We start from the raw sequence: 18,685 nt of genomic DNA, 5'->3' as shown, positions 1-18,685 counted from the left end.
CCATTCATCCACGTCACTGCAACGCGATGGATTCCGGGCTCGATGCTTCGCATCGCCCCGGAATGACAAATAAAAGTAAGCATGGGGAAACAAGAATGACTGACACATTCGATTTCGTGGTGGTGGGCGGAGGCTCCGGCGGCTGCGCGGTGGCAGGGCGGTTGTCGGAGGATCCGGCGACCTCGGTGGCGATGCTCGATGCCGGCGGAAAGAACGACAATTGGGTGGTGACCACGCCCGGCGCCATCATTCTGATGCTCTCGAGCAAGCTCAACAACTGGGCGTTCGACACGGTGCCGCAGAAAGGCTTGAACGGCCGCATCGGCTATCAGCCGCGCGGCAAGGGCCTCGGCGGCTCGTCGGCCATCAATGCCATGGTCTACATCCGCGGCCATCGCGCCGACTACGACCACTGGGCTTCGCTCGGCAATACCGGCTGGAGCTACGCCGACGTGCTGCCCTACTTCAAGCGCTCGGAGAACAACACCGAGCTCGACGGCGAGTATCACGGCAAGGGCGGGCCGCTCAACGTCACCGGCCTGCAGTCCGACAATCCGGTCAAGGAGATGTTCCTGCAGGGCGCGCGCGAGGCGCAGTTCCGGATCCGCGACGATTTCAACGGCGCCGAACAGGAAGGATTAGGCATCTATCAGGTGACCCAGAAGAATGGAGAGCGCTGGAGCGCGGCGCGCGGCTACATCCATCCGCACATGGGCCGCCGGCCCAATCTGCGCATCGAGACCCAGGCACATGCGACCCGCATCATCTTCGAGGGCAAGCGTGCCGTCGCCGTCGAATACATGCAAGGCAAGGAGAAGAAGGTGCTGCGCGCAAAGCGCGAGGTCATCCTCTCGGCCGGCGCGTTCCAGTCGCCGCAACTGATGATGCTGTCGGGCGTCGGCGATGCCGCAGCGCTCGGCAAGCACGGGATCGCCAGCGTGCATCACCTGCCGGGTGTCGGACAGAACCTGCAGGATCACCCTGATTTCGTGTTCGGCTTCGCCTCCGACGCACCTTATTTCTCGGGACTGTCGTGGGGCGGCATCGGCCGGATCATCAAGGGCATCGGGCAATACCGGCGCGAGCGGCGCGGCCCGATGACCTCGAACGTCGCCGAATGCGGCGGCTTCCTGAAGACGCGGCCTGACCTCGACATCCCCGACATTCAGCTGCATTTCTGCATGGCCATGGTGGAAGACCATGGCCGCAAGCCGCGCTGGGGCACCGGCTTCTCCTGCCATGTCTGCCTGCTGCGCCCGGCAAGCCGCGGCAGCGTGTGGCTGAACAGCGCCGACCCGCTCGCAGCGCCCGCGATCGATCCGAATTTCTTCGGCGAGGACAGCGACGTCGAGACCATGGTCGCCGGCTTCAAGATGACGAAGCGGCTGCTCGACGCGCCGGCGCTGCGCGCGCTGCAGCAGAAGGACATGTTCACCGCGGATGTCCGCACCGACGACGACATCCGCGGCATCCTGCGGGCGCGCTCGGACACCGTCTATCACCCGGTCGGCACCTGCAAGATGGGCACCAATGATCCGCTCGCGGTGGTCGATCCGACGCTGCGCGTGCATGGGATCGAGGGCCTGCGCGTGGTCGATGCCTCGATCATGCCGACGCTGATCGGCGGCAACACCAATGCGCCGACCATCATGATCGGCGAGAAGGCCGCGGACATGATCCGGGCAGAGATGCGCGCGGGGTGATTTCCTTCGTCATTCCGGGGCTCGCCGTAGGCGAGAACCCGGAATCCATTCATCCACCGAACCTGCGGCCCAATGGATTCCGGGCTCGCGCTGACGCGCGCCCCGGAATGACGGCGAGCGTCGGCGACGAGGATGATTTCTTTACCGGCATCGAATAGGCCAGACATCGACAGGTTGCCGGAAGCGGGCGATTGATCGCTACAATTGTCCTTGATGCAAAACCGGTTTCATCAACCCGGGAACCGTAGGAGATCGGGCAGGAAATCCTTACCCATGAACCTCTTCGACCTCGCCGTGACCATCGGCTTGCTGTTTGCGGTCGTGACCGGCTTCACGACCGGCCTGCTGCGCAGCGCGGTCACCATCCTGGCCTATCTCGTTGCGATGCCGCTCGCGGTCGCAGCGCTGGCGATGATCGGGCCCCACATCGCGACGCTGCCGTCCTCGCCCTTTCCGCCCAACGGCGTGCTGCTGTTCGGCCTGTTCCTCGTGATCGGCGTCATCCTCGGAAAGATGGCGCGGACAATGCTCGACGACACGATGGGCGCAGAGATCGGGATCGGCGACCGACTCGGCGGCGCGCTGCTTGGCGCCGTCAGGGTCGGCCTCGTCGTGACCACGCTGGTGCTGGTGTTCGACCAGCTGGTGCCGCTGGCGAGACAGCCGCAATTCCTCAACGGATCACAATTGCGCCCCTGGTTCTCCGCGGCCGGACAGGCCGGCTTCCGGTCGCTGCTGCCCGAAGCCACCATGGCGATCGAGCGGCTGCGGCGCGAGCAGCGCATCTAGCTCGCCGCGTTCGCCCGGCTGTTCCTGCCCGGCATGCACTTATGCATTGCACATCCCTTATCGGCGCTGCCTAGCTTGGCTAGAATGCATCCATCAAACCTTTACAAACCGACCCGACATCACAGGGAGCGAACTCGTGGATCTTGGAATCAAAGGCCGCCGTGCCATCGTCTGCGCATCGAGCAAGGGACTGGGCCGCGCCTGCGCGATCGCGCTCGCCAATGAGGGGGTGCATGTCACCCTGACGGCGCGCGGCGCCGAGGCGCTGAAGCAGACCGCCGACGAGATCCGCAAGGCGCATCCGTCCGTCACCGTGACCGAGATCGTCGGCGACATCACGACGCCGGCGGGTCGCGAAGCCGTGCTCAAGGCCTGCCCTGAACCGGACATCTTGATCAACAATGCCGGCGGCCCGCCGCCCGGCGATTTCCGCAACTGGACCCGCGACGACTGGATCAAGGCGATCGACGCCAACATGCTGACACCGATCGAGCTGATCAAGGCGACCGTCGACGGCATGATGGCGCGCAAGTTCGGCCGCATCGTCAACATCACTTCGGCGGCGGTGAAGGCGCCGATCGAGATTCTCGGCCTGTCCAACGGCGCCCGCGCCGGCCTCACCGGCTTCGTCGCCGGCCTGTCGCGCAAGACCGTGATCAACAACGTCACCATCAACGGCCTGCTGCCAGGCCCGTTCGACACCGACCGCCTGCGCGGCACCGCCAAGCCCGAGGCCGAGAAGCGCGGCATCTCGGCCGACCAGGTCCTGAGCGAGCGCGCCAATCTGAACCCCGCCGGCCGCTTCGGCCGTCCCGACGAGTTCGGCTATGCCTGCGCCTTCCTGTGCGGTGACAAGGCCGGCTTCATCACCGGGCAGAACATCCTGCTCGATGGCGGCGCCTTCCCGGGCACGTTATGAGAGCCGTCTGGTACGAGCGAACCGGCGCGGCGCCGACGGTGCTCACCGTCGGCGAGATGCCGACGCCCGACGCAGGTCCCGGCGAGGTCCGGGTTCGCCTCGAGGCCTCCGGCGTCAATCCGGCCGATGTCGGCCGGCGCAGCGGCAATTATCGCGCGATGGAGTTTCCCCGCGTGATCCCGAACAGCGACGGCGCCGGGATCGTCGACCAGATCGGCGAAGGCGTGACGCGCTTTGCCGTCGGCGACCGTGTCTGGCTGTTCAACGGCCAGCGCAACGGCCGTGCCTTCGGCACCGCAGCCGAATACATCACGCTCGCCGACTATCTGGTGACGCCGCTGCCACATGACGTGTCGTTCGCGGCAGGAGCCACGCTCGGCATTCCCTGCATGACGGCATGGTGCGCGCTGTTTGCCGACGGTCCGGTCGCGGGCCAGACGGTACTGGTCACCGGCGGCGCCGGCGCGGTCGGCCACTACGCCGTGCAACTGGCGAAGTGGGGCGGCGCGCGGGTGATCGCGACCGTGAGTTCGCAGGTCAAAGACGTCGAGGCGCGGCTTGGCGGCGCCGACATGGTCGTCAACTATCGGACCGAGGACGTCGTCTCCAGGGTGATGGCGTTCACCGAGAACCGCGGCGTCGACCGCGTCATCGACGTCGATTTCGGCGGCAACCTCGCGACCACGCTGAAACTCATGGCGCTGAACTCGACCATCGCGGTCTACGCCACCAACGGCAACCGTACACCCACGCTGCCGGTGCGCGAATTGATGGAGAAGTGCATCACGGTGCGCTCGCTGGTGCTGTTCGCGCTGCCGCCGCCGCTGCTCGCCGCCGCGCAGGCCGACATCACGAAATGGCTGGAATCGGGCACCCGCGTGCACAACATCGCCGGGCAATTCGCGCTTGCCGAGACCGCCGATGCCCATCTCGCCGTCGAGAAGGGCGACAAGATCGGCACGGTGATCGTCGACTGCGCCAGATAACAAGAACCGAGGATACGCCGCATGCACTGGACCGTAGGCAAGGTCAAAATCACCAAGGTCGTCGAACTCGAGACCGTCGGCAGCACACGCTTCATCCTGCCGCTCGCGGGCCGAGAGGAGATCCAGAGCCTGCCCTGGCTGATCCCGCATTTCGCCAATGAGGACGGCCGGCTGAAAATGTCGATCCATTCGCTGCTGGTGGAGACCCCGGAGCACCGCATCATCGTCGACACTGGGCTCGGCAACGACAAGCAGGGCCGCAACGTGCCGACCTGGAACAACCGCAGCGATCCGTTCCTGGAGAAACTGACCGCGGCGGGATTTGCCCCCGACAGCATCGACACCGTGCTGTGCACGCATCTGCATGTCGACCATGTCGGCTGGAACACCAAGCTCGCCGGCGGCAACTGGGTGCCGACCTTCGCCAATGCGCGCTACGTGTTCGGCAAGACCGAGTATGAGCACTGGCGCGACCACAGCGACGATGCGGCGCATGCCGCCGTGTTCGCCGATTCAGTGAAGCCGATCGCGGATGCCGGCAAGGCCGAGCTGGTGCCGAGCGACCACCGGCTGACCGAAGAGATCACGCTGATCCCGACGCCGGGACACAGCCCCGGCCATGTGAGCATCCACATCAAGTCGGCCGGAGAGGAAGGGCTGCTGACCGGCGACGTCGCGCATCATCCCTGCCAGATGTACCATCTCGACTGGTCGTCGACCGCGGATTCCGACCAGAAGCAATCGGCGGCTACGCGGCGCGACCTGTTCTCGCGCTTTGCCGACACGCCGACGCTGGTGATCGGCGGACATTTCGACGCCGGGCACATCAAGCGCGATGGCGACGCATTCAGGTTCATCGCGCCCGAGAGCTGAGCTAACTCAGACTGGCACGCGCGAGGAACAGCGCGTCGGCCTCGCTGGCCGCGATCGCTGCCGGATAGGGCAAGGCCTTGGCACGGCCGGGCAGGCTGCGCTCGAGCTCCGCGCGTTCCTCGTCGTCATCAGCGATATAGACCGTGACCCGGATCAACCGGCCGAGCTCGGCCTTGTGCGCCTTCATCCACAGCACCATCGGCTTGCCGGCGGCGACCTCCGGCTGATCGTTGACGTTGACGATCACGGCGAGCGGCCGGTTCGCGGCCAGCAGCTCGGAATATTCCACGGTCCAGTCACAACCATCCTGCTCGGTCTGCAAGCAGCCGGTCGCGATGAAGATGCCGGGTTCGGCTTCGTGAAAGAATTTCATGGGCGAGACTCCTTGGTGCGGATGAGGTGTGATCATGACTTTCTGGCGAACGCAGATCCCGGCAGTGTCCGCCGCGCCTGCAACGCAGCGGCTGCAAGCGTTGCCGCCGCCAGCAGCGCGAACAGACCGGCCAGCGTGGCCGCGGCGGAAAAACCGCGGGCGAGCGCACTCGCCAGCATGGCGTGAAAGGTGTCCGGTGCTATGCCGAGACCGCCCGGCATTTCGTGACGCCGGATCGCGATGGAGGCAAGTTCAGCCGCGTTGCCGACCTTGGCATTCATCAGGGCGGTCGTGAGCGACGCAGTTGCGGTGGTGGCCAGCACTGTGCCGAGCAGGGAGATGGAGATCGTCATGCCGCTCTGCCGCAGGGCGTTCATCGTCGCGGACGCGATACCACTGCGCTCGCGCGGCGCCACCGCCATGGTCGCAGCGCCCGTCGCCGGCACCGAGAGCCCCAGGCCCGCACCGAGCAGCGCGAACAGTGGTGCGATCACGGCATAGGGCGTCGCTTCCGTGAACGAGCTCATGCCGAGCATGGCAACGCCAAGCAGAACATACCCAACGATCATCAGCCGGCGCAGCCCGAAACGCGCCGCCCAGCGGCCGAACAGCAGCGATCCAGTCGCCGCGACGACAAACACCGGCGCGATTCCGCTGCCAGCCTGGGCGGCCGACCAGCCCTGCGCTTGCTGCAAGAACAGAGAGAACGGGAACAGGCTGCTGTAGCCGGAAAAGCCGAGCGCGAACGAGGCGAAGTTCACCGCCGCGAAGGCGAGATCGCGAAACAGATCGACCGGCACCAACGGGCGCGCGGCGCGCCGCTCGACCATGACGAACAGCGCCAGCGCAGCTGCCGCGACGGCGAAGGCCGTCAAGGTGGCCGGCGCAGTCCAGCCACCGCCGGCGGCGATAAAGGCGTAGGTCAGCGCGCCGAGAAACACGACGCTCAAGACTTGGCCGGCCGGATCGAGCTCGGCGTGGTCGGGATCGGCGCTCTCGTCGATGCCGTATAGTCCGAGGCCGAGTGCGACCGCGCCGACCGGCAGGTTGATCAGGAACACGCTCCGCCAATCGACGGTGTCGACCAGGATGCCGCCCAGCATCGGGCCAAGGATGAGCGACACGGCGCTGAAGGACGACCAGCCGCCGATCGCATGCGCGCGTCCGGCCGGATCGGGGAACGCCTGGGCCAGGATCGACAAGGCGCCCGGAATGACCAGCGCGCCGGCAACGCCCTGTAGCGCGCAGCCGGCAATCAGGACCGCAAGCGACGGCGCGGTCACGGAGGTGGCCGAGCCGAGCGTGAACAGCACGACGCCGAACAGCCAGGCGCGCTTGCGGCCGTAGCGATCGCCGATCGGCCCGGCCGAGAGCATGCAGGCGGACAGGCTCAGCGCGTAGGCACCGACCACCCACTGCAACCCGGCAAGCTCAGCCCCGAGGCCGGCTTGGATGGCAGGCAGCGCCACGGTGACGATGCTGATCGCAACCGTTGCCATGCAGGTGCCGAGATAGACCGCAAGAACGGCCGCGGATTTGCGGGACAGGGACATGGGCATGCCGCCGATTGTTGGACACGGCGGCACAAATACGTATTGACTGACGGTCGGTCAATATAACCAAGCTATTTCAAAGTCATTCTAAATATGCGATTCAAAATCGGACATCAGGCGCAGGTGGATGCTGACGGCATGATCGGGAAGCGGCAGACGGCGGCGCCACGCGGCGCAGCGCAGCGTTGGAGACGGACTCAGCCCGCCGAGGTCAGGGTGGACGACCTGATGTCGGCGGCAGCCGCCCTGTTCATCGCGAAGGGCATCGAGGCCACCACGATCGACGACATCGTCGCCCGAGCCGGCGTCGCTAAGGGCACCTTCTATCATTACTTCTCGACCAAGGCCGACGTGATCATCGGCCTGCGCGCACGCTTCTCGCAGGACTTCCTCGCCCGCGTCGCGGCGTCGATCGCCGAGCGTGCTCCCGACGATCATGCTGGGCGGCTGTCGGCATGGCTGCGTGGCGCGGTTGGAACCTATCTCGCCAATGTCGAACTGCACGACGTCGTGTTTCACGATTTCCCGCATCATCAGCGTCAGTCGCAGGAAAAGGACGACGTGATCGCCCAGATCGTTGCTGTGCTGGAGGATGGCCGGAAGGCCGGCATCTGGGCCTTCCCGGATGCCCGCAGCGCAGCGTTGATCGTGTTCGACGGAATGCACGCAGTGGCCGACGATGCGATCGTCGCCGGCACGCGCGATCCGGAGCCGCCATGCCGGCTGCTGGAAGACATGTTCACACGGATGCTGGCGGCGCCGCGCCAGCAATCATGACAGGCATTTGAACAAACCGTTCAAGGCCGCCACGCTGGGAGGTGATGGCTGCAATGCCGCGACCGTGAAGCGGTTGAATTTCCGCCCGCGCTGTTCCATGAAGCGTGTCGAGGTATACCAGCAACAATCCTCAGGACACCGTAGGGAGTGATCAACATGAAGCTTGTTCGTTATGGCGAAAAGGGTGCGGAAAAGCCCGGTCTGATCGATAAATCCGGCCAGCTGCGCGACCTCTCGGCCCATCTGAAAGACCTGACCGGCGACGCCTACGCGCCGGAATCGCTGAAGAAGCTTGCTGCCCTCGATCCCGCCTCCCTGCCCGCCGTCTCCGGCAAGCCGCGCTTCGGCGCCCCGGTCACCGGCATCTCGAAGTTCGTCGCGATCGGCCTGAACTATTCCGACCACGCCAAGGAAACCGGCGCAGCGATCCCGACCGAACCGATCATCTTCATGAAGGCGAACACCTCGCTGTCCGGCCCGAACGATGCGGTCGAGAAGCCGCGCGGCTCGACCAAGCTTGACTGGGAAGTCGAGATCGCCGCGATCATCGGCAGCCGCGCCAAGTACGTCTCGGAAGCCGACGCGCTCAACCACGTCGCCGGCTATTGCGTCTGCAACGACGTCTCCGAGCGCAACTTCCAGACCGAGCGGCTCGGACAATGGACCAAGGGCAAGTCGCACGACACGTTCGGACCGGTCGGCCCTTGGCTCGTCACCAAGGATGAAATCGCCGACGTGCAGAACCTGTCGATGTGGCTCGACGTCAACGGCCAGCGCCGCCAGACCGGCTCGACCAAGACCATGATCTTCACGATGGCGAAATGCATCTCCTACGTTTCGCAGTTCATGACGCTGCTGCCCGGCGACATCATCACGACGGGCACCCCGCCCGGCGTCGGCCTCGGCATGAAGCCGCCGACCTTCCTCAATGTCGGCGACGTCGTGACGCTCGGCATCGAGGGCCTCGGCGAGCAGCGCCAGGAAATCGTCGCGGCTTGAGGTCCTGTTAGCACCAGCCGTCATTGCGAGGAGCGAAGCGACGAAGCAATCCATTCATCCGCGCGTGTGGGCAGATGGATTGCTTCGCTCGCAATGACGGTTCAATCCGACAGCATAGGGGCCTCCCATGAAACTCACCTTCTCTCCCGCCTCCCCGTTCGCTCGCAAGGTGCGCATCGCGGCGATCGAGCTCGGCCTGATCGACAAGATCGAGCTGGTGCCGGCCAGCGTCGCACCGGGCACGGCCAACGAGGAATACTCGAAGATCTCGCCGCTGAAGAAACTGCCGGTACTGATCCTCGATCATGGCGACGTGATTTTGGATTCCTACGTCATCGTCGAATACCTCAACGAGATCGGCGGCGGCCGGCTGATCCCGGGTTACGGCCCGCGGCGCTGGAAGCTGAAGACCGATCATTCGCTGATCAACGGCATGCTCGATTCCATGCTGCTGTGCCGTTACGAGAAGATGGTGCGACCGCAGGGCTCGCTGTGGCAGGCTTGGCATGACGATCACTGGAACAGGGCCTGGGCCGGCATGGCGCGATTCGAGCAGCGCCCCGACGTGCTGGACGGCTCGTCGTTCGACATCGCGCAGATCGGCCTCGTCTGCGTGCTCGGCTACGCCGACTTCCGCTTCGCCGATTGCGGCTGGCGCAAGGCCTATCCGAAGCTCGACGCGTTCTACCAGCGCATGCTGGAGCGGCCGTCGGTGAAGATTTCCGCGCCGCCAGCGGCATAGCGTGCAAGGTGGGGGGATGAGGATGCGCCATCGCCTCCCCCGCCTGCTGCTTATCGGCGCGAGCCTCGTGCTCGCGTTGACGGCCTCCATCACCACACTGAGGGCCGACGACATGAAAGCTGGACATGACCAGCCCTGCGGGTCGCCGACCGCGCTCGACGATGGCTGGCCGATCGCGTCACCCGACAGCGTCGGCATGGATGGCGAGCGGCTGTGCGGCATCGCCGCGCGGCTCGGCCTGCGCAGCAGCGAGGTGCATTCCGTCGTTGTGGCGCGGCACGGCAGACTGGTGTTCGAGCAATATTTCGCCGGCATCGACCAGCCATGGGGGTACAAGGAAGGCCGCACCGAATTCACGGCGACGACCAGGCACGACATACGTTCGGCATCGAAGAGCGTGACGTCGCTGCTGGTCGGCACCGCCATCGACCGCAAGCTGATCGCCGGCGTTGACGAGCCCGTGGTGAAATTCTTCCCCGAACACCGGTCGGTAAAGTCGGCCGGATGGGACGCGATCACGCTGCGCCATCTCTTGACGATGTCGTCAGGCATCAAATGGGACGAGACGCTGCCCTGGACCCATCCCGACAACGACGAGCCGCATCTCGCCTTCGATGCCGATCCGATCGGCTATGTCCTGGCCAAGCCGATCGCAGCGTCGCCGGACACGCTCTGGACCTACAATGGCGGCGGCACGGATCTGCTCGGCAACATCATTGAACAGGTCTCCGGCAAACCGCTCGAAGCCTTCGCGCGGGAGACGCTGTTCCAGCCGCTCGGCATCACCGATCTTGAGTGGAAGACCTATCCGAAGAACGGCAAGATTGCCGCCGCTGCCGGCCTCCGCTTGCGGCCGCGCGATGCCGCGAAAATCGGCCAGCTCTTGCTCAATGGCGGGAAATGGAACGGACAGCAGATCATCTCGGCCGAGTGGATCGCGCAATCGATCGTGCCGCGCTTCCAGGCCGTCGGCTATTTCGGCGGCACGCTGTTCTATGGCTATCAGTGGTGGATGGGCCGCTCGCTGTCCGACGGCAAGGAAGTGAAATGGGTCGGCGCCTTTGGCTGGGGCGGTCAACGCATCATCGTCGTGCCCGATCTCGATCTTGTGATGATGACGACGGCAGCCCAGTACGGCCAGCCCAAGGAAGGGCTTGCGGCGATGGACATCCTTGCCAACATCATCATTCCCGCCGTGCGCGACGCGCACTGACCCTTTTCTACGCGTTTTCTTCACGCGAACCGGACTCCACTTCGCTCGAAAACGCTAACGCCAAGGAATCACCCATGAGCCTGAAATTTGCGGCCGGCGATCTCACCATTCATCGCATCGTGGAGGAGGAAGGCAAGTTCCTGCCTGCGCAAGACATGTTGCCCGAACTGACACCGGAGCTGCTTGCGGAGAACCGAGCCTGGATGAAAGCGGCCCGGGCGCTCGACGACAGCGACACGTTGATCCTTGCGTTCCAGTCCTACGTCGTGAAGACGCCGCACCACACCATCCTGATCGACAGCTGCATCGGCAATCACAAGCCGCGGCCGGGTCGGCCGAGCTGGAACATGAAGACCGACGACAGCTATCTGCGCGGCCTTGCGTCCGCCGGCTTCTCGGTCGGCGACATCGACTACGTGATGTGCACGCATCTGCATGTCGACCATGTCGGCTGGAATACGCGGCTCGAGAACGGCCGCTGGGTGCCGACCTTCCCGAACGCGCGCTATGTGTTCGACAAGACCGAGTTCGACTACTGGACCGAGACCAATGCCAAGGCGGAAGTCCCGCCATTCGTCGACAGCGTGCTGCCGGTGGTCGAAGCCAAGCGGGCCGAGCTGGTCGGCAATGATTTCGCGATCGGCGACCACATGCGCATCCTGCCGACGCCCGGCCACACGCCGGGCCATCTCGCCTTCACCTTCGGTCGCGGCAAGGACGACGCGGTGTTTGCCGGCGATTTGATGCACTCGCCGATCCAGACGCTCTATCCGGAACTGTCGCCGAAATTCGACGTCGACCCGGCGCAGGCGGCGAAGACACGTCGCAGCTTCCTCGAGCGCTATTGCGACACCGACACGCTGTGCTGTCCCGCGCACTTCCCCTCGCCATCGGTCGGCAAGATCAGGCGGAAGGGGAATGGGTTTGTGTGCGAGACGGCGTGAGGTGAGCTGAATTCGCGGCGAACTCGCAACCACTCAACCCTGGAGGGATCGTTTCTCGCCCTCCAGGGGAGGATAGAAGAGCATTCGCTCAATCAAACAAACTCGGCGTGTGGTTCACCGCCGCGCCTTCGATCTGCAGCATCTTCAGCTTGGTGACCACGCCGCCATTGGCCGAGAAGCCGCCCGGCTTGTTGCCCGCCGCCAGCACCCGGTGGCAGGGCACCACGATCGGGCACGGGTTGCGGCCGAGCGCCTGGCCGACGTCGCGCGACAGCTCGACGCCGCCGAGCTGCTTGGCGATGTCGCCATAGGTCACGGTCTTGCCCGGCGGAATCTTCCGCGCGATGTCGTAGACGCCGCGGTTGAACTCCGGCACGCCGTCGAGATCGAGCACGATGTCGGCGAGATCGTTCGGCTTGCCGGCGAGCAGCTCGATCATGCCGTCGATCGCGTGCTGCACCTCGGCCGGCGGCGCCGCCTCGGTGAGGTCGCCGTTACGCTGGGCAATCCGCTTGCGGGTCTTCTCTTCGTTGCCCATCGGCAGCTGCACGCCGGTAACGCCATGCTCGCCCCAGACGACGCCGCAGGCGCCGATCATGGTCTCGAAGATTGCAAAATGCTGGCCGGTCATGGCTCACTCCAGATATTCGTTAGGCTCACAAACTGAAGCCTGCTGTTGATCTGAAATCTAGGCTTGGAGAATGTTGCTATCCACCCGAATTCCGTGGGAACTTGGGCTCAATCAACAACATCTCCTGCCCTCCGCGAGCCCTTCAAATGCACAGCCTCCACGTCAACGGTTTCGACATGCCCTATCTCGATATCGGAGCGGGGCCGCCGCTGGTCTGCGTGCATGGTTCGCTGTGCGACTTCCGGATCTGGTCGGCCGTGCTCGGCCCGCTGATCCGCCACCATCGCGTGATCGCGGTCAGCCTGCGGCATTTCTTCCCCGAGCATTGGGACGGCGTCGGCGACACCTATTCGATCGCGCAGCATGTCGACGACGTGATCGCCTTCATCGAGGCCTTCGATACCAAACCGGTCGACCTGATGGGGCATTCCCGCGGCGGGCATATCTGCTTCCGCGCCGCGCAGCGGCGGCCGGACCTGCTGCGCAGGCTGATCCTGGCCGAGCCCGGCGGCGAGCTCGACGAGAGCCTTGATCCCGACTTCAAGCCGGGCCCCTCGCCGCTGGCGGCACGTTTCGCGGCATGCGCCGCGGAAATCGCCAAGGGCGACATCGACGGCGGCCTGCAGATCTTCATGGATGCGCTCGAAGGTCCCGGTGCCTGGAAACGGATTCCGGCGACCTCCAAGCAGCTGTTGCGCGACAACGCGACCACGCTGATCGGCCAGACCCGCGACCAGCGACCGCCCTTCTCGAAGGCCGATGCAGAGGCGATCAGGACGCCGACGCTGTTAATCGGCGGCGCCAACACCAAGGGCGTGCTGCCGAAGGTGCTGCACGCCCTCGCCGCAAACGTGCGGGGATCACGCACCGAGATGATCCCGGGCACCACGCATCCGATGTTCGAGCAGGCCCCGCAGCGCTATTGCGAGATCGTGCTGGAGTTTCTGGCAAGCTGACCGCCCGCGCGCACGAACCTCGTCGCTTGCGGGGCGAGGTATCGTCCGCCTGTTCGCACTTTTCCGGATCATGCGTTAGTGTCTCCTTCCGCTCATGCCTGGGAGGACAATCATGAAATTATCCGTCAAATTGCTCGCGTCGGCCGGTCTGCTTTCGCTCGCCCTCGCCTCGTCCCACGCCCTTGCCGCCGCGGATGAAAAGCTGCGCGCGGCCGCCGAACAGGCCCAACCGGCGGTGATCGAAAGCCTGCACGACATGGTGCTGATCGAGTCGGGCTCCGGCGATGTCGAAGGCCTGAAGAAGATGGCCGACTACACCGAGGCGCGGCTCAAGGCGCTTGGCGCCAAGACCGAGCGCCGCAAGACCACCAAGGGCGCCGGCGCCGATATGGTGATCGGCACCTTCGAAGGCACCGGCAGCAGGAAGCTGATGCTGATCGCGCATATGGACACGGTCTACGAGCACGGCATCCTCGACACCCAGCCCTACAAGGTCGACGGCAACAAGATCTATGGACCCGGCATTGCCGACGACAAGGGCGGCATCGCCGTCATCCTGCATTCCCTGAAGATCCTGAACGATGCCGGCTGGCGCGACTACGCCAAGCTCACGGTGTCGTTCAATCCGGATGAAGAGGTCGGCTCGATCGGCTCCGGCGAGATCATCGCCGAGCTCGCCGACCAGCACGACGTGGTGCTGTCCTGCGAGCCGACGGTCGCACCGCCGGTGGCCAAGAATGAAAGCCTGCTGCTCGGCGCCAGCGGCACCGCGACCGGCACGCTGGACGTGAAGGGCAAGGCCTCGCATGCCGGCGCCGCGCCGCAGCTCGGCCGCAACGCGCTGATCGAGCTCGCGCATCAATTGCTGCAGACCCAGGACGTCGCGAAATCGATTCCGGGCACGCAGCTGAACTGGACCACCGCGACGGCCGGCACCGTGCGCAACCAGATCCCCGATCATGCCTCTGCCGGTGCCGACATCCGCCTCACCATTCCGGACGGCGTGCAGAAGCTGCAGGCGGCGCTCGACGAGAAGGTGAAGGACAGGCTGATCGCGGACACCGAGGTAACGGTGAAGGTCGCCGCGGGCCGCCCGCCCTTCGTCGCTGACGATCGCGGCCGCGCGCTCGCCAAGCAGGGACAGGCGATCTACGCCGAGCTCGACCGCACGCTGGATATCGCGGAGATGACCGGCGGCGCGACCGATGCCGGATACGCCGCGCGCAGCGGCAAGGCGGTGGTCGTCGAGAGCTTCGGGCTCGCCGGCTGGGGCTATCACGCGCGCGACGAATACATCGACACCAACTCGATCGTGCCGCGGCTCTATCTGATGACGCGGATGCTGATGGAGCTGGGCAAGGCGAAGTAGCGGGGCGAGATCAGCGGCAATGGCGCTGAGACGGTAGCACCGATCTTTTAGGCCAGCGCCCGGGCCCCCCCCCCTCTCCCCACCCTCCCCCGCAAGGGGGGAGGGAGCCCAACCCATGCGCTCGCCTCACTTAGCTAATCATCCGCCGGCACTGGGGCACCCCCTCTCCCCCAACCGTCACTTGCGGGAGGCGGATTGCCAAAATATCGAAAACAACCCCATGCACAGTAGCTCGAGGTTGACTGGGCGCCAGACCCGGTGAGAACGTCTGGCACGTTCAAGCCGCAGGAAAGTTTCTCACTTTCAAACGCTTAGACCCAATCACCTGGAGCCTTGACCGGACGCACAACCGGCAGTAGTCTGTTTCCGAATACGGAATTCTGTATTCCGAATTGGACAGCCGGCATGATCCCGTTGGACCCGCTTCCGAACCTCATCGACCAAGTCTACGGGCGGTTGCTCGAGGCGATCATCGACCGCACGCTGCTGCCCGGGCAGCGCATTACCCAGAACGAGCTGGCCGATCGGCTCGGCGTCTCGCGTCAGCCGATCTCGCACGCGCTGCATCTGCTGCATCGCCAGGGCCTGGTCGCGGAAAGCGGCAAGCGCGGCTTCGAGGTGACGCAGCTCGATCCGCAGCGCATTCGCGAGCTCTATGAAGTGCGCGGTGCGATCGACGCGCTCGCGGCGCGGCTTGCCGCGACGCGCGTGAAGGAGGATGCCGCGGCCCGCGCGCAGCTCGAGAGCGCGCTCGAAGCCGGGCGCGCGATCGATGACCACGCACCGCTGGCGCGCCTGATCGCGCTCGATGTCGACTTCCACAGCGCGATCTATCGGCTCGCCGGCAATTCCGCGATCGAGGAGATGATCGCGCCGCAATGGCCGCATATGCGCCGCTCGATGGCGACCGTGCTCGCCGAACTCGATTACCGCGACAGTGCCTGGACCGAGCACGAGACCATCGCCGCGCAGATTTTTTCCGGCAATGCCGCCGCCGCGGAGGCTGCCGCGCTGGCGCATGCGCAGACGGCTGGACGGATGACCGAAGAGAGATTGAGAGCGACCGACGTGGCGGCGTGAACCCGAACCTGACGGCGCCGCAAGAACGAAGACCAATAATCAAGGGAGGAAAGCACCATGAAACTGACCCAAGAGCAGGTCGAATTTTTCCATCGCGAAGGCTGGCTGTTCCTGCCCGAGCTGTTCAGCCAGGAAGAGGTCGATTTCCTCGCCCGCGAGGCGGTCGCGATCTATGACGCCAACCGCCCCGAGGTGTGGCGCGAGAAGAGCGGCGCGCCGCGCACCGCCTTCGCCGCGCATCTCTACAACGAGGCGTTCGGCATCCTCGGCGCGCATCCGCGCATGATCGACCCGATCGAGCAGCTGTTCGGCGAGAAGGTCTACATGCACCAGTTCAAGATCAACGCCAAGGCGGCCTTCACCGGCGACGTCTGGCAGTGGCACCAGGATTACGGCACCTGGAAGCGCGACGACGGCATGCCGGAGCCGCGCGCGATGAACATCGCGATCTTCCTCGACGAGGTGATGCCGATCAACGGCCCGCTGATGCTGGTGCCGCAGAGCCAGACCGCGGGCGACCTCAAGGCCTCGCACGATCTCGAAACCACGTCCTATCCGCTGTGGACGCTGGACGAGGAGACGGTGACCCGCCTCGTCAAGCAGGGCGGCATCGTCGCGCCGACCGGCAAGCCCGGCGGCATGCTGATGTTCCACGGCAATCTGGTGCATGGGTCGAGCGGCAACATCACGCCCTATCCGCGCAAGATCGTCTATTTGACGCTGAACGCGGTCTCGAACTACATCCGCACCCCGACGCGGCCGGACTACATCGCGCATCGCGACTTCACGCCGATCCAGACGGTCGCCGACGACGCGCTGCTGCGGCTCGCCCGTGCGCCGCGGCAGGCGGCGGAGTAAACGCGCAACTGTCATTCCGGGGCAACGCGCAGCGGCGAGCCCGGAATCCATTTGACCGCGCACTTGTTGTGAGATGGATTCCGGGCTCGCGACTTTGTCGCGCCCCGGAATGACGAATTCTGAATTTGTCGCGTCCTGCGCGACCACACCATCGGTAACAAGCATCATGAACCTGCATCACCTCCTCAAAACCCGCGCCGCCGCCGGCAAGCCGGTGCGCGTCGTCCTGATCGGCGCCGGAAAATTCGGCTCGATGTTCCTGTCGCAGGTGCCGCATACGCCGGGGCTCGAGGTGCCCGTGATTGTCGATCTCGACCGCGAGCGTGCCCGCGAGGCGTGCCGCACCGTCGGCTGGGACGACGCGCGGATTAGCGCGACCACCTTCACCGACGATGGCGCGCGCGCGATCGCCGGCGGCGCATTCGATGTCGTGGTCGAAGCGACCGGCAATCCCGCCGTCGGCATCCGCCATGCCCGCGCGGCCATCGCGGCCGGCAAGCATGTCGTGATGGTCAATGTCGAGGCCGACGTGCTGGCCGGCCCGCTGCTCGCCGAAGAGGCGCGCAAGGCCGGCGTGGTCTATTCGCTCGCCTATGGCGACCAGCCGGCGCTGACCGCGGAAATGGTCGACTGGGCGCGCGCCACCGGCTTCCACGTCGTCGCCGCCGGCAAGGGCACCAAATATCTGCCGGCCTATCACGACGTGACGCCGGAGGGCGTGTGGCAGCATTACGGGCTCACCGCGGGCGAGGCGCAATCCGCCGGCATGAATCCGCAGATGTTCAACTCCTTCCTCGACGGCACCAAATCCGCGATCGAGATGGCGGCGATCGCCAACGCCTGCACGCTCGACGTGCCGTCGGAGGGATTGTTGTTTCCGCCGTGCGGCGTCGACGATCTGCCGCATGTGATGCGGCCGCGCGACAAGGGCGGCGTGCTGGAGAAATCCGGCATCGTCGAGGTGGTGTCGTCGCTGGAGCGCGACGGCCGCCCGGTGTTCCGCGATCTGCGTTGGGGCGTCTACGTCGTGCTGGAAGCGCCGAACGACTATGCCGCCGATTGCTTCAGGCAGTACGGCCTCAAGACTGACGCATCCGGGCGCTATGCGGCGATGTACAAGCCCTATCACCTGATCGGGCTCGAGCTGAACATTTCGGTGCTGTCGGCGGCGCTGCGCAATGAGCCGACCGGCCAGCCGCGCGGCTTCCGCGGCGACGTCGCAGCGGTGGCCAAACGCAATCTGCGCGCCGGCGAGATGCTCGACGGCGAAGGCGGCTACACGGTGTGGGGCAAATTGATGCCCGCCTCCGCCAGCCTCGCCGCCGGCGCACTGCCGATCGGGCTCGCGCATCGCGTCAAGCTGAAGAACGACGTCGCCCATGGCGCCGTGGTGCGCTGGAACGACGTCGAGGTCGATGAGGCGAACGACACGATCAAGACCCGCAAGGCGATGGAGCGCGCGTTTTCGCGGTAGCGCTCTCTTTCACTCAGCTCTTCACCTCTCCCCGCTCTTTGCGGGGAGAGGTCGGATCGCATCGCAGATGCGATCCGGGTGAGGGGCGAGGCACGCTGCTCAACAAGCGGCGAAGTGCTCACCGGATGGAAGCCCCTCACCCCAACCCTCTCCCCGCAAGAGCGGGGCGAGGGAGAAGAGAGAGCGCGCACCGACCAACTACGGCAACAACCGGCTCGCCTTCGCCAGCTTGAACCACTTCCGGAACATCACCTCGGTATCCATCATCTCGGTGAAGCCGGCCTGGTTGATCTTGACCGTCGACACGATCGACGGCGGACCGGATTCGGTCTGCCCATGGCGCATGCTGTAATCGGCATACTGGAACGACAGGCCGACGAACTCCTCGAGGCCAGGCGCGATCAGATCGTGCGTCCTGCGCAGCTCGTCCCAGAGCGGAATCCATT

20 protein-coding genes (1 of these 20 running past the window's edge) are annotated in these 18,685 nt (G+C 65.2%); 16 read left to right on the top strand and 4 right to left on the bottom strand.

Annotated elements, in window-relative coordinates:
- The first annotated feature begins 95 nt into the window (after positions 1-95).
- The 6 genes from ACTUWL_RS20795 (at position 96) to ACTUWL_RS20770 (ending at position 5,270) form a co-directional block, all read left to right on the top strand.
- A complete protein-coding gene (locus ACTUWL_RS20795) occupies positions 96-1,703 on the top strand; it encodes a GMC family oxidoreductase (RefSeq protein WP_021081873.1) in 1,608 nt (535 codons plus the stop codon).
- Positions 1,700-1,861 carry a hypothetical protein gene (locus ACTUWL_RS20790; protein WP_158267776.1) on the top strand — a complete coding sequence of 54 codons (162 nt, stop codon included), beginning with the start codon at positions 1,700-1,702 and terminating at the stop codon, positions 1,859-1,861. The genes ACTUWL_RS20795 and ACTUWL_RS20790 overlap by 4 nt, the downstream gene beginning before the upstream one ends.
- Positions 1,862-1,976: 115 nt before the next feature.
- Positions 1,977-2,492 (top strand): CvpA family protein, encoded by a 516-nt coding sequence (locus ACTUWL_RS20785; protein ID WP_021081874.1) that lies wholly within the window; start codon positions 1,977-1,979, stop codon positions 2,490-2,492.
- Positions 2,493-2,628: 136 nt separating this feature from the next.
- Positions 2,629-3,411 carry an SDR family oxidoreductase gene (locus ACTUWL_RS20780; protein WP_021081875.1) on the top strand — a complete coding sequence of 261 codons (783 nt, stop codon included), beginning with the start codon at positions 2,629-2,631 and terminating at the stop codon, positions 3,409-3,411.
- Complete coding sequence (locus ACTUWL_RS20775) at positions 3,408-4,397, top strand: NADPH:quinone reductase (protein ID WP_021081876.1); 990 nt, start codon at positions 3,408-3,410, stop codon at positions 4,395-4,397. Before ACTUWL_RS20780 ends, ACTUWL_RS20775 begins: the two co-directional genes overlap by 4 nt.
- Before the next feature lie 21 nt (positions 4,398-4,418).
- Positions 4,419-5,270 carry an MBL fold metallo-hydrolase gene (locus tag ACTUWL_RS20770; RefSeq protein ID WP_021081877.1) on the top strand — a complete coding sequence of 284 codons (852 nt, stop codon included), beginning with the start codon at positions 4,419-4,421 and terminating at the stop codon, positions 5,268-5,270.
- A 1-nt stretch (position 5,271) separates the two neighbouring features.
- On the opposite strand, the gene ACTUWL_RS20765 is transcribed toward ACTUWL_RS20770, so the two are convergent.
- Both ACTUWL_RS20765 and ACTUWL_RS20760 read right to left on the bottom strand, forming a co-directional pair.
- Positions 5,272-5,643, bottom strand: coding sequence for a hypothetical protein (locus tag ACTUWL_RS20765; RefSeq protein WP_021081878.1), 372 nt, complete (start codon positions 5,641-5,643; stop codon positions 5,272-5,274).
- 32 nt (positions 5,644-5,675) lie between these two features.
- Complete coding sequence (locus ACTUWL_RS20760; RefSeq protein WP_021081879.1) at positions 5,676-7,196, bottom strand: MFS transporter; 1,521 nt, start codon at positions 7,194-7,196, stop codon at positions 5,676-5,678.
- A gap of 228 nt (positions 7,197-7,424) precedes the next feature.
- On the opposite strand from ACTUWL_RS20760, the gene ACTUWL_RS20755 reads away from it, so the two are divergent.
- From ACTUWL_RS20755 to ACTUWL_RS20735, 5 genes are all read left to right on the top strand, one after another.
- Complete coding sequence (locus ACTUWL_RS20755) at positions 7,425-7,973, top strand: TetR/AcrR family transcriptional regulator (RefSeq protein WP_291736946.1); 549 nt, start codon at positions 7,425-7,427, stop codon at positions 7,971-7,973.
- A gap of 156 nt (positions 7,974-8,129) precedes the next feature.
- The gene (locus tag ACTUWL_RS20750; protein ID WP_021081881.1) at positions 8,130-8,972 is read left to right on the top strand and encodes a fumarylacetoacetate hydrolase family protein; all 843 of its coding nucleotides are present in this window, start codon (positions 8,130-8,132) and stop codon (positions 8,970-8,972) included.
- Positions 8,973-9,099: 127 nt separating this feature from the next.
- On the top strand, positions 9,100-9,714 hold the full coding sequence (locus ACTUWL_RS20745) for a glutathione S-transferase family protein (protein ID WP_021081882.1): 615 nt from the start codon (positions 9,100-9,102) through the stop codon (positions 9,712-9,714).
- Positions 9,715-9,736: 22 nt separating this feature from the next.
- Complete coding sequence (locus tag ACTUWL_RS20740) at positions 9,737-10,927, top strand: serine hydrolase domain-containing protein (RefSeq protein ID WP_021081883.1); 1,191 nt, start codon at positions 9,737-9,739, stop codon at positions 10,925-10,927.
- Between the two features lie 74 nt (positions 10,928-11,001).
- Positions 11,002-11,871, top strand: a complete 870-nt coding sequence (locus ACTUWL_RS20735; RefSeq protein WP_021081884.1) for an MBL fold metallo-hydrolase — start codon at positions 11,002-11,004, stop codon at positions 11,869-11,871.
- A gap of 88 nt (positions 11,872-11,959) precedes the next feature.
- Here the strand turns inward: ACTUWL_RS20735 and ACTUWL_RS20730 are convergent, their stop codons facing one another.
- Entirely contained in the window at positions 11,960-12,502 is a 543-nt protein-coding gene (locus tag ACTUWL_RS20730; RefSeq protein WP_021081885.1) for a methylated-DNA--[protein]-cysteine S-methyltransferase, read from the bottom strand.
- A gap of 146 nt (positions 12,503-12,648) precedes the next feature.
- On the opposite strand from ACTUWL_RS20730, the gene ACTUWL_RS20725 reads away from it, so the two are divergent.
- The 5 genes from ACTUWL_RS20725 to ACTUWL_RS20705 all read left to right on the top strand — a co-directional run bounded on the left by ACTUWL_RS20725 (position 12,649) and on the right by ACTUWL_RS20705 (position 18,239).
- Complete coding sequence (locus tag ACTUWL_RS20725; RefSeq protein WP_021081886.1) at positions 12,649-13,458, top strand: alpha/beta fold hydrolase; 810 nt, start codon at positions 12,649-12,651, stop codon at positions 13,456-13,458.
- 112 nt (positions 13,459-13,570) lie between these two features.
- Positions 13,571-14,827, top strand: coding sequence for a M20/M25/M40 family metallo-hydrolase (locus ACTUWL_RS20720; RefSeq protein WP_021081887.1), 1,257 nt, complete (start codon positions 13,571-13,573; stop codon positions 14,825-14,827).
- 405 nt (positions 14,828-15,232) lie between these two features.
- On the top strand, positions 15,233-15,907 hold the full coding sequence (locus tag ACTUWL_RS20715) for a GntR family transcriptional regulator (protein WP_021081888.1): 675 nt from the start codon (positions 15,233-15,235) through the stop codon (positions 15,905-15,907).
- Between the two features lie 57 nt (positions 15,908-15,964).
- Entirely contained in the window at positions 15,965-16,765 is an 801-nt protein-coding gene (locus ACTUWL_RS20710) for a phytanoyl-CoA dioxygenase family protein (protein WP_021081889.1), read from the top strand.
- A gap of 166 nt (positions 16,766-16,931) precedes the next feature.
- Positions 16,932-18,239 (top strand): NAD(P)H-dependent oxidoreductase, encoded by a 1,308-nt coding sequence (locus ACTUWL_RS20705; RefSeq protein ID WP_021081890.1) that lies wholly within the window; start codon positions 16,932-16,934, stop codon positions 18,237-18,239.
- Between the two features lie 198 nt (positions 18,240-18,437).
- Here the strand turns inward: ACTUWL_RS20705 and ACTUWL_RS20700 are convergent, their stop codons facing one another.
- Positions 18,438-18,685, bottom strand: the 3' end of a protein-coding gene (locus tag ACTUWL_RS20700; protein ID WP_021082196.1) for an NAD-dependent epimerase/dehydratase family protein. The gene runs 838 nt beyond the window's last position; 248 of the gene's 1,086 nt are visible here — the last part of the coding sequence; its start codon lies off the right edge, out of view — the gene reads right to left on this strand; the stop codon is at positions 18,438-18,440.

This window comes from Bradyrhizobium sp. WCU1, from assembly GCF_053474805.1.
This window is presented reverse-complemented; position numbering and strand designations above follow the sequence as displayed.

Excerpts from the sequence above, each read along its gene's own strand:
- ACTUWL_RS20795 (WP_021081873.1), top strand. The coding sequence starts at position 96 with ATGACTGACACATTCGATTTCGTGGTGGTGGGCGGAGGCTCCGGCGGC.
- ACTUWL_RS20785 (WP_021081874.1), top strand. The coding sequence starts at position 1,977 with ATGAACCTCTTCGACCTCGCCGTGACCATCGGCTTGCTGTTTGCGGTC.
- ACTUWL_RS20775 (WP_021081876.1), top strand. The coding sequence starts at position 3,408 with ATGAGAGCCGTCTGGTACGAGCGAACCGGCGCGGCGCCGACGGTGCTC.
- ACTUWL_RS20770 (WP_021081877.1), top strand. The coding sequence starts at position 4,419 with ATGCACTGGACCGTAGGCAAGGTCAAAATCACCAAGGTCGTCGAACTC.
- ACTUWL_RS20765 (WP_021081878.1), bottom strand. The coding sequence starts at position 5,643 with ATGAAATTCTTTCACGAAGCCGAACCCGGCATCTTCATCGCGACCGGC.
- ACTUWL_RS20760 (WP_021081879.1), bottom strand. The coding sequence starts at position 7,196 with ATGTCCCTGTCCCGCAAATCCGCGGCCGTTCTTGCGGTCTATCTCGGC.
- ACTUWL_RS20755 (WP_291736946.1), top strand. The coding sequence starts at position 7,425 with ATGTCGGCGGCAGCCGCCCTGTTCATCGCGAAGGGCATCGAGGCCACC.
- ACTUWL_RS20750 (WP_021081881.1), top strand. The coding sequence starts at position 8,130 with ATGAAGCTTGTTCGTTATGGCGAAAAGGGTGCGGAAAAGCCCGGTCTG.
- ACTUWL_RS20745 (WP_021081882.1), top strand. The coding sequence starts at position 9,100 with ATGAAACTCACCTTCTCTCCCGCCTCCCCGTTCGCTCGCAAGGTGCGC.
- ACTUWL_RS20740 (WP_021081883.1), top strand. The coding sequence starts at position 9,737 with ATGCGCCATCGCCTCCCCCGCCTGCTGCTTATCGGCGCGAGCCTCGTG.
- ACTUWL_RS20735 (WP_021081884.1), top strand. The coding sequence starts at position 11,002 with ATGAGCCTGAAATTTGCGGCCGGCGATCTCACCATTCATCGCATCGTG.
- ACTUWL_RS20730 (WP_021081885.1), bottom strand. The coding sequence starts at position 12,502 with ATGACCGGCCAGCATTTTGCAATCTTCGAGACCATGATCGGCGCCTGC.
- ACTUWL_RS20725 (WP_021081886.1), top strand. The coding sequence starts at position 12,649 with ATGCACAGCCTCCACGTCAACGGTTTCGACATGCCCTATCTCGATATC.
- ACTUWL_RS20720 (WP_021081887.1), top strand. The coding sequence starts at position 13,571 with ATGAAATTATCCGTCAAATTGCTCGCGTCGGCCGGTCTGCTTTCGCTC.
- ACTUWL_RS20715 (WP_021081888.1), top strand. The coding sequence starts at position 15,233 with ATGATCCCGTTGGACCCGCTTCCGAACCTCATCGACCAAGTCTACGGG.
- ACTUWL_RS20710 (WP_021081889.1), top strand. The coding sequence starts at position 15,965 with ATGAAACTGACCCAAGAGCAGGTCGAATTTTTCCATCGCGAAGGCTGG.
- ACTUWL_RS20705 (WP_021081890.1), top strand. The coding sequence starts at position 16,932 with ATGAACCTGCATCACCTCCTCAAAACCCGCGCCGCCGCCGGCAAGCCG.